Below are 15,184 nucleotides of genomic sequence, written 5' to 3' on the forward strand. Positions count from 1 at the left end.
AGCGACAGCGCCGGCACTTGCGAACCTTTGCAAGGCACCCCGGGTCTCGCTCAGACCCGAGGTGCCGCTGTCGAACGCGCCGACCGGACCTTACGACGCCACGCCGGCGATCTTCAGGAAGTCACCCATCCGGAACCCGGGCCCCGTGATCGGCTTGAACGCCTTGTTGTCGCCGTGCAGCAAGCCGGTCTTGTCTTTCTTCAGCAGGCCGACCGTCACGTCCGCCACGATGGCCGCCCCCATCGGCCCGAGGCGTGCGCCGTTCTGCGTCACCTGGGCTTCCGCCAGCACGTAGTACCACAGCGGCGCCTCGCCGCCGAAGCGAGGATCGGTGAGGCCGATCTGGTCGTTGCTGAGGGGCGTTAGGCCGAGCTCACGTGCCACCGCCTGGCCGCTTGGGAGGCCGTAGCTCTTGCCGCGGATCAAGTTGCGCTGTGCCAGAACGGCTGCACCGCCGGACGGGATCGCAATCGGAGGCAGAGTGAACAGACCCGACGACAGCAAGGTGTCCACCTTGCGTGACACGTTGACCGGCGGCTGCGGATTGGACGTGCCGGGAATGTCGAAGAAGTTCGACCACTGGATGATGTTGGCCGCGGGAATCGGGCGCCCGCCCCGCAGGTCGTTGCCATCCGGGCTGAACACCTGCACGAACGCGGCCTGGGCCGCGCCGAGCGCATAAGCCCGACGCACCATCGAGTGACCGAAACGATAGGCCGCGACGCTGTACTCGACCGGCATCACCTTCTTGTTGGGGTTGTCGACGTCGTAGATGCCCAGCTCGCCTTTCACGGCGGCCGTCACGTTCGCCTGGCCGACGAAGCGGGGCAGGAAGTCGTGCAGGATCACCCACTGGTAGTGGAGGATGGTGGCCTGACGCGCTTGCGCGAAGTTCATGCCCCGGTCGATCATGGCGTTGTGGAACCGCGCGATGGCCACGTGCACCTGGGCCACCACCATGTTCTCGTCGTTGCGCCCTTCGAACAGCACCGCCGATCCATCCGGCCTGCGCTGCAGGTCGCGGCCGTCCGCACTCAGGCGGATACGTCCTTGCGCGTCATAGAGCTCGGGGTTGGCCACCGGGCCGCCGCCATAAACCGAGTCGAGATTCAAGTTGGGCTCGCGGCTGTTCTCCAACTCGCTCAGTGGCACCGGCGCGTCCTGCAAGGGCCGCCGGTCCAACGTCATGTCGTGGTCGATGAACTGGCCCAGGTAGGTGAAGCCTGCCGGCTCTCGGTTCGGGTTGTTGTTCTCGGGCGCGTTGAGGTCGAACATCGGACCTGCCGGCGAGCCGAGATCCACCAGCGCGGCGCTCGGTGGGCTGAATGGCGGCAGGTTGAACAGATGGCCGAAGGTGCCGGGCTTGGGCTTGGCCAGTTGTGGCGCCGCGACGGGGGCCACCTCGGCGCGACTTGCGACAGCCCCACGATGTGTAGCTTGACCAGAGTCGCCTCCGCCACAGGCACTCAGTAGCGCCGTGGCGAGTGCGACCAGCGTGAGTGTGCCCGCTTGGGGCACACAAGGTTTGAGCTTGAACATGAAGGGTTCCTCCTTGAACGGCATCTCTTGTGCCGTGATGCATCGAACATTCAAACCAAGTCCTGCACTGGTTCGACATTCGGTGCAGGTGCATCTACCTTAGGCTGAGCTTCCGGAAAATCCACCCTGTCCCCGCGGTCAAGGGGGCCCTCGAATCGATGCGCATCGGAACGATGGTGTCGTCCCGGTTCAGTCGTTCGATCGACTCATACGCGATGTGTGTAGTTGCACTCGCTCCATGCTTTGCGCATCGATCGCACGCAGAGGACCGTCCCTCCTCCGGGTGCGAACGCGATCACATTGCACCTGTTCATGATCGAGCAGCGAGTGACACAACGTTCGTGTTTACCCTTCCCGTGAGCAAGTGTTGCCGGCGCTGTCGGAGCCGAAGGGCCGCGACTATCTTCAAGGCAGCTCACGGCGCGTGTCTCGTTAGGTGCGAGACACGGCGGGATCGTGGGCGACGGATGGCGGCCTCCCTGGTCGCCTCGATCTGCAACCCACCAACCCTTTCGAGATCCGGTGTGCATCATGAAGAGTAGAAGCGCCTCTCCCCGCGAACGCGTTGCTGTGGCCTGCGTCGCCGCGACCGCCCTCTTGCTGAACTGCACGGGGGCATACGCTCACGTGAAGTGGTTCTCCAAGGTGGTCAACTGCACGTCGACCCCGCTGAACATCGGCAGCATCCTGGCGTCGCCGATGTTCGTCGCCTTGTTCATCGCTGCGCTCGCGGTGATGGCCGGGGTCTGCCGTGTCGACAAGTTGGCGGCCGAACGGTACCCCTACCTTCACCGATCGCCGTCCGTGCTGGAGCATCGGCGGGCAGACCGAGCGGCACTGCTGCTGCGGGTCGGCGTCGGCATCTACTTCCTCAGCGTGTTCCTGTATCGCGACGAGCGCCCTTTCATCCTCACGCCCGAGCTGTGGACGAAGGCGACCTGGGTGCCGCTGGTGCAACTGGCGATCGCCGCCGCGGTGCTGTCACGACACACGGTGCCGTTGGCAGCAGCCGGCATCTTGCTGCTGTATGGCAACGCGGTGGCGCTGTATGGCTGGTTCCACATGCTCGACTATCTCTACTTCATCGGCGTGGCGTCATTCCTGGCCATCAGTGTCAGCGAAGGACAGGTGCGGCCCTCGCTCGGCTTCACCTTGCTGCGCGTGTTGACCGGCTTCAGCCTGATGTGGGTGAGCGTCGAGAAGTGGGTCTACCCGTCGTGGACCTATGACATCCTCGCCCGCGACCTTGCCAACATCACGATGGGCCTCGACCCCCGATTCGTCGTGATGGCCGCCGGCTTCGTCGAGTTCAGCCTGGCCTTTCTGATCGTCTTCGGGCGACTGTCGGCCCGGGTGGCGGCGGTGGCGCTGCTGGCGCTCTTGATCGGCGCCATCCCGCTGGTGGGTATGCTGGACGCGGTCGGCCATGCCCCGCTGATCGTCGTCTTGCTCGTCTTCGCCGCCGGACCGAATCCTTTGGGCGCGGCGGGCCCGAACCATCTGCCGTGGAACGGACGCGCGCACGCGATCTCGTTTGCGGCCGGTGTCGTCGGGCTGATCGGCCTGTATCACGTGACGCACGCCCTCGCCTATCCGCGGCTCGATAACGTCCTGTCGCTGAACATGCTGGTCGCCGCCGCGATGCTGATCCCACTGCGATGGGTCACGACGGTCGGTTGTGGGGTGCCCGCGCGACGGTATGCGGCGCAGATCTGAGAGAACTGCTGCACAGGTGCACTTCAGCGACGACACCCCTGGCTGCGCGTCGCTGACAGAAGCGCCAACGTCAGGCCGTTGGCGCAGCAGCTTCTTGCCCGAGCCGTGCCGCTTGCGCCAGACGGCTGACCTCGGCCGCCGGCAGGCTTTTGAGCCGATGGTCCGACCACACCTGCCGCCATCGGCGGGCGCCGGGCAGTCCGTTGTACAGCCCGAGCACGTGCCGCATCACATGGGCCCACGGCACGCCCAACGTCGCCTGCCGCTCGCAGTAGCGCACCATCTCGGCCTCCACCGCCTCGCGCGTCGGCGCTGCCGCATCGGTGTCGCCGTAGACCTCGGCGTCCCAGGTCGCCATCACGTAGGGGTTGTGGTACGCCTCGCGCCCGACCATCACGCCGTCCAGCCCGCCCTGCAGTTGCTCCAGCACCTGCGCGGTGGTCGTGACGCCGCCGTTGAGTCCGACGGTCAGGCCGGGAAACTCGCGCTTCAAGCGGTGCACCAACTCGTACCGCAGCGGCGGCACCTCGCGGTTTTCCTTCGGGCTCAAGCCCTGCAGCCAGGCATTGCGGGCATGCACGATGAACACTTCGCAGCCCGCTTCGGCCAGGGTGCCGACAAAATCGCGCACGAACTCGTAGCGCTCGACCTTGTCGATGCCGATGCGGTGCTTCACGGTCACGGGGATGTCGACCGCGTCGCGCATCGCCTTCACGCAGTCAGCCACCAGCTGCGGCTCGGCCATCAGACAGGCGCCGAACGCGCCGCGCTGCACCCGCTCGCTGGGACAACCGCAGTTCAGGTTGACCTCGTCATAGCCCCATTGCTGCGCCAGCTTCGCACAGGCCTCCAGGTCGGCCGGCTCGCTGCCGCCGAGTTGCAGTGCGAGGGGATGCTCTTCGGGGTTGAAGTCGAGATGGCGCGGCACGTCGCCGTGCAGCAGCGCGCCGGTGGTCACCATCTCGGTGTAGAGGCGGGTGTGCCGGGTCAGCAGGCGGTGGAAATAGCGGCAATGGAGGTCGGTCCATGCCATCATCGGTGCGACGCTGAGCCGCCAGGGACTGGCTTCCTCACGGGTCGAGCACTTGGCGTCTGTCATTTTGTGAAGCGACTACGGGGCAGACTGCATTTTCAACCATTCGCAGTGCCCAAAAATGGGTTGGGCCCTTCTGAACAAAAGACAGACGAGCGAGTTGACGCGATACGAGGACTTTGCACGAAGCCCGCGACCAGCGCAGCGCTCTGTCCTCCACTCGATGGTTCGGGCAAGACGGGAAGGCGCCCCGAGCCGACCGGCTGGCGGGGTGGTGTTCATCAGGGATCGAGGGATGAAGCTCCGCGGCCCGTCACGCCAAATGCCGCAACGGATGCGCAAACGCCGGCCACGGGCTGCGGAAGAAATCCTGCACCATCTCGGGCGTGACAGCCTCCACCGTCGCCGGGTTCCAGCGCGGGTTCTGGTCCTTGTCGACTGCCAACGCACGGACGCCTTCCACGGTCTCGCTGGCCGTGCCGGAACGCAGCGCGAAACAATGGCGCACCAGGTCGCGCTCCATGCGCAGGTCGTCGGCCAAACTCATCTCACGGGCACGGCGGATCTGCTCGAGCGTCACGGCCATCATCAGCGGCGAACGCTTGCGCAAAACGGCGGGCAGTTCGGCCGCCCAGCTTTCCGTCGCGCGGTTGAGCGAGACGAGGATGCCGGCGACGTCCGCGCCCGAGAAGTGGCGGTCGATCGCGTCACGCCGCTCGGCCCAGGCCAGCGGCGGGGCTGCCTTGCATCGCGCGCGCACTGCGGCCATGGCCTGCTCGCCGTTCTCGCACGGCTGGTCGGCCAAGGACTCCAGCAGGGCCGGCAGGTCGCCGCTGTCCAGATAGGTGTCGGCCAGGCCCCAGGCGATCGCATCGCCGGCGCCGATCACCTGCCCCGTCAGTGCGAGAAACTCGCCGACATGGCCGGGGCAGCGCGACAAGAAATAGCCGCCGCCGACGTCGGGGAACAGCCCGATGTTGGTCTCCGGCATCGCCATCTTGGTCCGCTCGGTCACCACCCGCAACGTGGCTCCCTGGCTGATGCCCATGCCGCCGCCCATCACGACGCCGTCCATCAGTGCGATGTAGGGCTTGGGGTAGACGTGGATCAGGTGGTTGAGGCTGTATTCCTCGGTGAAGAAGTCGTCCAGCTGGGGGTTGCCTGCCAGGGCCGCGGTGTGGAAGAAGCGGATGTCGCCGCCGGCGCAAAAGGCGACGCCCTTGCCTTCTTGCGTGGCGCCGCGCACGACCACTGCCTTCACCGCCGGATCGTCGCGCCAGGTCAGCAGCGCCTCGGTCAGGTCGCGGATCATCGCGAGCGACAGGGCATGCAGCGCCTGCGGGCGGTTCAGCGTGATGAAGCCGAGGTCGCCGGCGGTATGGGCCAGCACCAGGCCGTCCGAGTGGGGCAATGGCAAATGGTTCATGTTGTCTCCGGAGTTCTTCCGGGTGTCATGATGCCAGCGACGGCGCCGCAGCGCTGTCTCCCGAGCGAGGTCTCAGAGGCGCTTGCGCAGGCCGAGCACTTCGTTGCCGACCAGCGAGAGCAGCACCAGCGCACCGCCGCCGAGCACGGCGAGCGATGGCGCCTCGTTGGCCCCGAGCCAGGCCCACGCGACGCCGAACACCACTTCGAGCAGTGCCAGCAGCGCGACCTCGGGTGCCGGCAGCACGCGGGCGATCCCCACCGCCAGCAAACACGGGATGGCGAGCTGGAACACGCCGAGGCCGGCGAGCAGCGACAGGTCGTAGGCCGAGGCTTGCAGCGGCCACGCGAGCGGCAGCGACACGAGCGACGACAGCAACGCGCCGATCAGCACCGCCGGCAGCATGTCCTGCCCTTCCCCACCGTCGACCGAGGTGCGGCTGCCGCGCTGGATCACCGTCCAGTTGATGGCCGACGCGAGCGGGACGGCCAGGGCGACCAGCGTGCCGAGCAGATGGCGTGCATCGCCGCCGGCGATCTGCTGCCCATACATCCAGCCGATGCCGACCCCCGCGACCAGAATGGCAGCCCAGGTGCGCACCGGCAGCCGCTGGCCCAGCGTAAAGCGGGCAATCAACGCGGTGAGCAACGGCGACAGCGCCATCGTGACCAGCACGTTGGCCACCGTGGTCAGCGTCAGCGCCACCATGAAGCAGGTGTACATCACGGCCCACATCAGGCCCGACATCCACAGCGGCCAGCCGCCTTGTGCGACTCGCTGCCACAGCCCGCGCCCGCGCCAGGCCGTCAGCACCAACAGCAAGAAGGCGGCGTTGAAGCAGCTGCGCCAGAAGGTCACCTCGAAGGCGCGCGCGGCTTCGAGGTGGCGGGTCACGACGCCGGCAATGCTCCATAGCAGCGTGACGCCGACCATGGCCCACGCCGCCTGCCCGTGGCTCAGGCGCATGACGGACCGATCAGGCGCCGTCGCGCGAGGCACGCTTGCGCTCGTGCTCCTTCAGGAAACGCTTGCGCAAACGGATGGACTTGGGCGTGATCTCGACCAGTTCGTCGTCTTCGATGAACTCGACCGCGTACTCCAGCGTCAGCTCGATCGGCGGCGTGATCTTGATCGCGTCTTCCTTGCCCGAAACGCGGAAGTTGGTCAGCTGCTTCTGACGCACGGCGTTGACCACCAGGTCGTTCTCGCGGCTGTGGATGCCGACGACCATGCCTTCGTAGACCGGGTCGCCGGCCTTGACGAACATGCGGCCGCGGTCGTCCAGCTTGCCGAGCGCGTAGGTCACGATCTCGCCGTCGTCCTGGCTGATCAGCACGCCGTTCTTGCGGCCTTCGATCTCGCCCTTGTAGGCCTCGTAGCCGTCGAAGATGTTGCTGATCAGGCCGGTGCCACGCGTCAGGTTCAGGAACTCGTTCTGGAAGCCGATCAGGCCGCGCGCCGGAATGCGGTATTCGAGGCGCACGCGGCCCATGCCGTCCGGCTCCATGTTGACCAGCTCGGCCTTGCGCAGGCCCAGCGCCTGCATCACGCCGCCCTGGTGCTGCTCTTCGACGTCGGCGGTGACCATCTCGATCGGCTCGTGGCGCTCGCCGTCGACGTCGTGGAACACCACGCGCGGCTTCGACACGGCCAGCTCGTAGCCTTCACGGCGCATGTTCTCGAGCAGGATGGTCAGGTGCAGTTCACCCCGGCCCGACACTTCGAAAATGCCGTCCTCGGGCGTTTCGCGCACGCGCAACGCCACGTTGGACTGCAGTTCCTTCTGCAGCCGGTCCCACAGTTGGCGGCTGGTGACGAACTTGCCTTCGCGGCCGGCCAACGGCGAGGTGTTGACGCAGAAGTTCATCGTCAGCGTCGGCTCGTCGACCTTCAACATCGGCAGCGGCTGCGGGTTGAGCGGGTCGGTCACCGTCACGCCGATGCCGATGTCCTCGATGCCGTTGATCAGCACGATGTCGCCGGGGCCGGCCGAATCGGCCTGCTTGCGCTCGAGGCCTTCGAACTTCAGCACCTGGTTGATGCGGCCCTTGTAGGTCTTGCCGTCCGGCCCTTCCATCACCAGCACGTCCATCGACGGCTTGATGGTGCCGGCGTTGACGCGGCCGACACCGATACGGCCGACGTAGGTGGAATAGTCGAGCGACGAGATCTGCAGTTGCAGCGGCGCCGCAGGGTCGCCCTCGTGGGGCTGCACATGGCGGAGCACGGTGTCGAACAGCGGGCCCATGTCCTCACCCCAGCGCTCGCCGGACACGCCTTCCTTCAGTGAGGCCCAACCGTTGAGGCCGGAGGCGTAGACGACCGGGAAGTCGAGCTGCTCGTCGTTGGCGCCGAGCTTGTCGAACAGCTCGAACGCGGCGTTGATCACGTAGTCGGGGCGTGCGCCCGGCTTGTCGACCTTGTTGACGACGACGATGGGCTTCAGGCCCAGCGCCAGCGCCTTCTTGGTCACGAAGCGGGTCTGCGGCATCGGGCCTTCCTGGGCGTCGATCAGCAGCACGACACCGTCGACCATCGACAAGGCGCGCTCCACTTCGCCACCGAAGTCGGCGTGCCCCGGGGTGTCGACGATGTTGATGTGGGTGCCCTGCCAGCTGACGGCGCAGTTTTTGGCCAGGATGGTGATGCCACGCTCGCGTTCGAGGTCGTTGCTGTCCATCACACGTTCGCTGACCTGCTGGTTCTCGCGGAAGGTGCCCGATTGACGCAACAACTGATCCACCAGCGTCGTCTTGCCATGGTCGACGTGGGCGATGATGGCGATGTTGCGGATTTGCTTGCTCATAGTTCGCTCTTGAAGACGTGCTCGTATCGACGAGTCACTGTGATGCTTGAGCGTTCAGGAGGCCTTGGACCTCCAGCGGGCTCAACAACCGCAGGGATATCAATTCACCGGCCTTGACGCTGCCGCTGCCCAAAAAGGCACCGGCCTGCGGGCCGTAGACGCGCAACTGGGGCGCGTCGGGGTGGGCGGTGCGTCGCCGCATGCCGCTCAGGAAGCGACCGGCGTCTTCCGCTTCGAGTCGCAGCACCGGCCAGTCGTTCAACAAAGCGTCGACCGGTTGGAGCACTGCGTCACGCTCGGCCTCGCTCATCGCTTCGAGCTGCGCCAGCGTGTAGGCGCCCTCCAGCGTCAGCGGACCGCTGCCGGTGCGGCGCAGCGCCGTCAGGTGGGCGCCGCAACCGAGCGCTTCGCCGATGTCCTCGGCCAGCGTGCGGATATAGGTGCCCTTGCTGCAGCGCACCTCGATCTCGAGCGCACCTTCTTGCCAGCGCAACAGCTCGATCCAGTGGATCACCACCTGGCGCGGCTCGCGCTCCACCTCGATGCCGGCCCGGGCGTATTCATACAAGGCCTTGCCGTCGCGCTTGAGCGCCGAATACATCGGCGGCACCTGCTGGATCGGCCCCATGAAGCGCATGCAGGCCTGCAGCAGGTGCTGCGGCGTCACGTCGACCGGGCGCTCTTCGAGCACCTCACCTTCGGCGTCGCCGGTGGTCGTGCGCACGCCAAGCTTCAAAGTCGCCCGGTAGGTCTTGTCGGCCTCCAGGCTGATCTGGGAAAACTTGGTGGCAGCACCGAAACACAGCGGCAGCAAGCCGGTGGCCAGCGGGTCGAGCGTGCCGGTGTGGCCGGCCTTCTCGGCGCGGAACAAACGCTTGACCTTCTGCAGGGCGTCGTTGCTGCTCAGGCCCAGCGGCTTGTCGAGCAGCAGCACGCCGTGCACCGCACGGCGCGGCACCCGGGGGCGCGCGACGGGAGAAGAACTGGCTTCGGCTTGCACGGGCAGCGTCCTCAGTCGTCCTTGGCCCGGTTCGCGTTGGCCTGATTGATCAGCGCATTCATGTCGGCCGCACGCTCGGTGGTGCGGTCGAAACTGAAATGCAGCGTCGGCACCGTGTGGATCTGCAGCCGCTTGAACAAGCCGTTGCGCAAGAATCCGGCCGCCTCGTTCAGGGCCTCCTCGCATGCTTCCGGGTCGCCCACCAGCAGCGAGAAAAACACCTTGGCATGGGCGTAGTCAGGCGTGACCTCGACCGCGTTGATCGTCACCATGCCGATGCGCGGATCTTTCAGGTCGCGGATCAGTTCAGCCACGTCGCGCTGGATCTGGTCGGCCACGCGGTAGCTGCGGTTCGGGATAGCTCGCTTGTGTCGCATCGTGAGACTCCTGTGCCGCCGGCCGCTCCCTCCAAACACAAACCCCGCCATCTTTCGATCGGCGGGGCTTGCAGGAGCAGCCGGGTCCGCCTTACAGCGTGCGCGCCACTTCCTTGATCTCGAAGAACTCCAACTGATCGCCTTCGGCAATGTCGTTGTAGTTCTTGATGTTCAAACCACACTCGAAGCCCTCTTTGACTTCGCGGACATCGTCCTTGAAGCGCTTGAGCGAATCGAGCTCGCCGGTGAACACCACCACGTTGTCGCGCAGCAGACGCAGACGCGCGTTGCGGCGGACGATGCCCGACAGCACCATACAGCCGGCGATCGCACCGACCTTGGACGAGCGGAACACCTGGCGGATCTCGGCGACGCCGATGACCTCTTCCTTCTGTTCCGGTGCCAACATGCCGGACATCGCCGCGCGGATCTCGTCGACCGCGTCGTAGATGATGTTGTAGTAGCGGATGTCCACGCCGTTGTTCTCGGCCAGCTTGCGCGCACCGGCGTCGGCGCGCGTGTTGAAGCCGATGATGACCGCCTTGGACGCGATCGCGAGGTTGACGTCGCTCTCGCTGATACCGCCCACCGCCGCGTGCACGATCTGCACCTTCACCTCTTCCGTCGACAGCTTCAGCAGCGAAGCGGCCAGCGCTTCCTGCGAACCCTGCACGTCGGCCTTGATGATCAGTGCCAGCGTCTGCGACCCGCCCTGGCCCATCTGCTCGAACATGTTCTCGAGCTTGGCGGCCTGCTGGCGTGCCAGCTTGACGTCGCGGTACTTGCCCTGGCGGAAGGTGGCGATTTCACGGGCCCGGCGCTCGTCGGCCAGCACCATGAATTCGTCGCCGGCCTGCGGCACCTCGGTGAGGCCCTGGATTTCGACCGGGATCGACGGACCCGCTTCCTGCGTCGGCTTGCCGGTTTCGTCCAGCATGGCGCGCACGCGGCCATAGCTCGAACCCGCCAGCACGACGTCGCCGCGCTTGAGCGTGCCCGACTGCACCAGCACCGTGGCCACTGGGCCGCGGCCCTTGTCCAGCTGGGCTTCGATCACCAGGCCCTTGGCCGGCGATTCCTTGGCCGCGGTCAGTTCCAGCACCTCGGCCTGCAGCAGCACGTTCTCGAGCAGCTCGTCGACACCCTGGCCGGTCTTGGCCGACACCGGGCAGAACGGCGAGTCGCCGCCGAATTCTTCAGGCACCACCTGCTCGGCCACCAGCTCGGACTTGACACGTTCGAGGTTGGCTTCGGGCTTGTCGATCTTGTTCACCGCCACGACGATGGGCACGCCCGCCGCCTTGGCATGGTGGATCGCTTCCTTGGTCTGCGGCATCACGCCGTCGTCGGCGGCCACCACCAGGATGACGATGTCGGTCGCCTTGGCACCGCGCGCACGCATGGCCGTGAAGGCCTCGTGACCCGGGGTGTCGAGGAAGGTGATCATGCCGCGCGGCGTGTCGACGTGGTAAGCGCCGATGTGCTGCGTGATGCCGCCCGCTTCACCGGCCGCCACGCGGCTGCGCCGGATGTAGTCGAGCAGCGAGGTCTTGCCGTGGTCGACGTGACCCATCACGGTCACCACCGGCGCACGCGGCAGCACCTCGGCGCCGGCCGTCGCGACGTCTTCCTCGAGGAAGGCCTCGGGGTCGTCGAGCTTGGCGGCAAACGCCTTGTGGCCCATCTCCTCGACCACGATCATCGCGGTTTCCTGGTCGAGCTGCTGGTTGATGGTGACCATCTGGCCCAGCTTCATCAACTGCTTGATGACCTCGGAGGCCTTGACCGACATCTTGTGCGCCAGGTCGGCGACGCTGATCGTCTCCGGCACATGCACTTCATGGATCTGGGCCTCGGTCGGCGCGATGAAGTTGGAGCCGTTGCCCGCACCGCGATCGCCACGGCGACCGCCGCGTGCCCCGGCCGGCGCACGCCAGCCCGGACGTGCGCCGCCCGACGAATCGCCACGGGTCTTGAGCGCACGCTTCTTGGCGGCATCGTCGGCCCAGCTCGACGACAGCTTCTCGGACTTGACCGATTTCTTGTCGCCCGGCTTGGCCGTGGTGCTGCCCGGCGCCGCGGCTGCAGGCGCAGCGCCCGGAGCGCCGGGGACGGCCTTGGGCTTGTGGATCGTGCCCTTGATGCCTTCCTTGCTCGGGTCGACCTTCGGCTTTTCTTCCTCGGGCTTCTTGGCGGTCAGCACCTTGCGGGGGGCCGCCATCATCGCGCGGATCGCCGCCGCTTCGGCTTCAGCAGCCTTGCGGCGCTTTTCAAGGTCCATCAAACGTTGTTTCTCCTCGGCCTCGACTTCGGCGGCCTTGATGACACGCACGCCCGGCCGCGGCGTTTCGGCCGGGGCTGCAGGCGCGGCAGCAGGGGCCGCAGCTGCGGCCGGCGGTTGCACCGGCGCCGGCGCGGGAGCCGGTGCAGCGCGGGATGCTTCTTGGGCCTCGGCACCGACGGTGACAGCGGCTGCCGCCGCTGCCGCACGCTGAGCCTCGGCAGCACGCGCAGCCGCTTCAGCGGCGGCCTTCTCGGCCTCTTCGCGCGCGCGCGCTTCGGCCGCCTCGGCTTCTTCGCGGCGGCGGCGCTCTTCCTCTTCGCGCTGGCGGCGCTGCTCGGCCAGTTCTTCTTCCTGGCGGCGCAGCAACTCGGCCTGGCGGTTGGCCTCTTCCTCGCGGCGAATCAACTCGGACTCGTCCACCGCAGCGGCTGCCGGTGCGGCGGCCTCTTCAGCCACGCTCGCCGGCGTCTCGTCGCGCTTCACGAACACGCGCTTCTTGCGCACTTCCACCTGGATGGTGCGCGCCTTGCCGGACGAATCGGCCTGTTTGATCTCGGTGGTCGACTTCTTCGTCAAGGTGATTTTCTTGCGCTCGCTGCCGGCGGTGCCGTGCGACGAGCGGAGATAGTCGAGCAGACGTTCCTTGTCTGCCTCGGTCAGGGAGTCCTCCGGCGATCCCTTCGTCACCCCGGCGGCTTTCAGCTGGTCAAGCAGCGCCGTCGCGGGGCGATTCAGTTCGGAGGCGAACTGTGCGACTGTGGTAACGGCCATTGTGTGTGTCCTTGGGGCGGCGAGTGCAGTGTGTGCTGGTTCGGTCAGTGCGGCGGGGTGCGGCGTCAGGCGGTGAACCAGTGTTCACGTGCCTTCATGATCAGGCCCTTGGCCTGTGCCTCGTCCACGCCGGTGATCTCGGTCAGCTCGTCCACGGCCAGATCGGCCAGGTCGTCACGGGTGTGGATGCCCGCGTCGGCCAGCTTGGCGATCAGTTCGCCGGAAAGCCCGTCGAGATCGCGCAGGTCCTGCGACACCTCTTCGACCTTCTCTTCCTTGGCAATCTCCATCGTCAACAGCACATCCTTGGCACGGGTGCGCAGCTCGTTGACGGTGTCCTCGTCGAAGGATTCGATCTCCAGCATCTCCTGCAGTGGCACGTAGGCCACTTCCTCGAGGCTGGTGAAGCCTTCCTCGATCAGGATGTCGGCAACTTCCTCGTCGACATCGAGCTTGTCCATGAACAACGCCCGGATCGCCGTGGTTTCCTCGGCCTGTTTGGCCTGCGATTCCTCGGCGGTCATGATGTTGATGCGCCAGCCGGTCAGCTCGGACGCAAGGCGCACATTCTGCCCGCCGCGGCCGATCGCGATTGCCAGGTTTTCTTCGTCGACGACGACGTCCATCGCGTGACGCTCTTCGTCCACGACGATCGACACCACATTGGCCGGCGCCAGCGCGCCGATCACGAACTGCGCCGGGTCTTCCGACCACAGCACGATGTCGACGCGTTCGCCGGCCAGCTCGTTGGTGACGGCGTTGACACGCGAGCCGCGCACACCGACACACGTGCCGATCGGGTCGACGCGCTTGTCATGGGACAGCACGGCGATCTTGGCGCGCGAGCCGGGGTCACGTGCGCAGCTCTTGATCTCCAGCAGGCCTTGCTCGATCTCGGGCACTTCCTGGCCGAACAGCTCGATCATGAAGGCCGGGGCGCTGCGCGACAGCATGATCTGCGGGCCGCGAGCGGTCGGGTCGACCTCGGCGATCACCGCGCGGACGCGGTCGCCACTGCGCAGGTTTTCCTTCGGGATCATCTCGCTGCGCTTCAGACGGCCCTCGACACGCCCGGACTCGACGATCAAATCGCCTTTGTCCATGCGTTTGACGGTGCCGACGAAGATCTTGTCGCCGCGCGACAGGAAATCGTTGAGCAGCTGCTCGCGCTCGGCATCGCGGATTTTCTGCAGGATCACCTGCTTGGCGGCCTGCGCGCCGATACGACCGATCGGCACCGACTCGACCGGCTCCTCGATGTAGTCGTCGACCTCGATGTCGCCGATCTGTTCTTTGGCTTCGAACAGCAGGATCTCGGCATCGGGCAGCTGCAGGCCGGCTTCGTCCGGCACCACGTGCCAGCGACGGAAGGTCTCGTATTCGCCGGTGTTGCGGTCCACCGACACGCGAATGTCGACTTCCCCTTCGTACAGCTTCTTGGTCGCGGAGGCCAGCGCTGCTTCAACGGCGCCAAACACCACCTCGCGGTCCACGCTCTTTTCGCGGGAAATCGCGTCGACCAGCATCAACAGTTCGCGGTTCATGATTCCTGACCTCCGTCTTCTTGTGCGTTCGTCTCGGGCGCAGCGTCACCGGCGGCCGGCTGGTTGCGGCGTCGACCCTTGAAGTCGACCACCGGCACCAACCGCGCCTCACGCACTTCGTCGAGCGAAAAGTTCAAAGCTTGATCTTCCTTGCCGTCGTTGAACACGAGACGCCAGCCATCTCCCTCGGCCTCCAGCACACCGCGATATTTCTTGCGGTTCTGGAATGCCAGCTTCAGGGTGATGTCGACTTCGTGCCCGGCAAAACGCTGGTAGTCGGCCAGCTTGCGCAGCGGGCGGTCCAGACCGGGGGAGGACACTTCGAGACGCTCGTAGGGCACACCTTCGACTTCCAGTGCGTACTGGAGCTGCCGCGTGACCTTCTCGCAGTCGTCGACCGTGATGAACTCGCCGCTCGGGTCGCCCGGGACGCGATCGATAAAAACGCGCAGCAGACCGCGCGGGCTGCGCTCAGTGTCGACGAGCTCGTAACCCAAGCCCGCCACCGTGCTCTCGACCAATACCTGCCACCCAACCTGCTGCACCACTGCCGTGTTCAACTCCGTGCCTAATGCCGTTGCTCATGCCGGCGGCTGACGCCGCCGGCGCCCGCCAGCACATACCTTTGCTTCGCTTGACGACCCGCCCCCCGCCAGGAGCGGGACCCGCTCTGCGCGGGGCGCCGGCT

The 15,184-nt window shown here is 66.2% G+C and carries 11 protein-coding genes; 1 reads left to right on the plus strand and 10 read right to left on the minus strand.

Going from position 1 to position 15,184, the window contains the following annotated elements:
- Positions 1 to 90: 90 nt before the first annotated feature.
- Positions 91 to 1,401, minus strand: a complete 1,311-nt coding sequence (locus AAW51_RS14970) for a peroxidase family protein (protein ID WP_169788034.1) — start codon at positions 1,399 to 1,401, stop codon at positions 91 to 93.
- 660 nt (positions 1,402 to 2,061) lie between these two features.
- Here AAW51_RS14970 and AAW51_RS14975 point away from each other — a divergent pair.
- Positions 2,062 to 3,255, plus strand: coding sequence for a hypothetical protein (locus tag AAW51_RS14975; RefSeq protein WP_157359905.1), 1,194 nt, complete (start codon positions 2,062 to 2,064; stop codon positions 3,253 to 3,255).
- 70 nt (positions 3,256 to 3,325) lie between these two features.
- Here the strand turns inward: AAW51_RS14975 and dusA are convergent, their stop codons facing one another.
- The 9 genes from dusA to rimP all read right to left on the minus strand — a co-directional run bounded on the left by dusA (position 3,326) and on the right by rimP (position 15,056).
- Positions 3,326 to 4,354, minus strand: coding sequence for a tRNA dihydrouridine(20/20a) synthase DusA (dusA, locus tag AAW51_RS14980; RefSeq protein ID WP_047195246.1), 1,029 nt, complete (start codon positions 4,352 to 4,354; stop codon positions 3,326 to 3,328).
- Positions 4,355 to 4,601: 247 nt separating this feature from the next.
- Positions 4,602 to 5,714 carry an enoyl-CoA hydratase/isomerase family protein gene (locus AAW51_RS14985; protein WP_047195247.1) on the minus strand — a complete coding sequence of 371 codons (1,113 nt, stop codon included), beginning with the start codon at positions 5,712 to 5,714 and terminating at the stop codon, positions 4,602 to 4,604.
- Positions 5,715 to 5,786: 72 nt separating this feature from the next.
- Positions 5,787 to 6,680: a DMT family transporter gene (locus AAW51_RS14990; RefSeq protein WP_047195248.1), complete on the minus strand. Its 894-nt coding sequence runs from the start codon at positions 6,678 to 6,680 to the stop codon at positions 5,787 to 5,789.
- A gap of 10 nt (positions 6,681 to 6,690) precedes the next feature.
- The gene (typA, locus tag AAW51_RS14995) at positions 6,691 to 8,520 is read right to left on the minus strand and encodes a translational GTPase TypA (RefSeq protein WP_047195249.1); all 1,830 of its coding nucleotides are present in this window, start codon (positions 8,518 to 8,520) and stop codon (positions 6,691 to 6,693) included.
- A gap of 34 nt (positions 8,521 to 8,554) precedes the next feature.
- Positions 8,555 to 9,520 (minus strand): tRNA pseudouridine(55) synthase TruB, encoded by a 966-nt coding sequence (truB, locus tag AAW51_RS15000; protein ID WP_047195250.1) that lies wholly within the window; start codon positions 9,518 to 9,520, stop codon positions 8,555 to 8,557.
- Between the two features lie 11 nt (positions 9,521 to 9,531).
- Positions 9,532 to 9,897 (minus strand): 30S ribosome-binding factor RbfA, encoded by a 366-nt coding sequence (rbfA, locus tag AAW51_RS15005; protein WP_047195251.1) that lies wholly within the window; start codon positions 9,895 to 9,897, stop codon positions 9,532 to 9,534.
- A 91-nt stretch (positions 9,898 to 9,988) separates the two neighbouring features.
- Positions 9,989 to 12,952 (minus strand): translation initiation factor IF-2, encoded by a 2,964-nt coding sequence (infB, locus tag AAW51_RS15010; RefSeq protein ID WP_047195252.1) that lies wholly within the window; start codon positions 12,950 to 12,952, stop codon positions 9,989 to 9,991.
- A gap of 65 nt (positions 12,953 to 13,017) precedes the next feature.
- Positions 13,018 to 14,496, minus strand: coding sequence for a transcription termination factor NusA (gene nusA / locus AAW51_RS15015; protein WP_047195253.1), 1,479 nt, complete (start codon positions 14,494 to 14,496; stop codon positions 13,018 to 13,020).
- Positions 14,493 to 15,056: a ribosome maturation factor RimP gene (gene rimP, locus AAW51_RS15020; protein WP_238947602.1), complete on the minus strand. Its 564-nt coding sequence runs from the start codon at positions 15,054 to 15,056 to the stop codon at positions 14,493 to 14,495. Before rimP ends, nusA begins: the two co-directional genes overlap by 4 nt.
- Positions 15,057 to 15,184 lie beyond the last annotated feature (128 nt).

Source organism: Caldimonas brevitalea, from assembly GCF_001017435.1.
GTDB lineage: Bacteria > Pseudomonadota > Gammaproteobacteria > Burkholderiales > Burkholderiaceae_C > Caldimonas > Caldimonas brevitalea.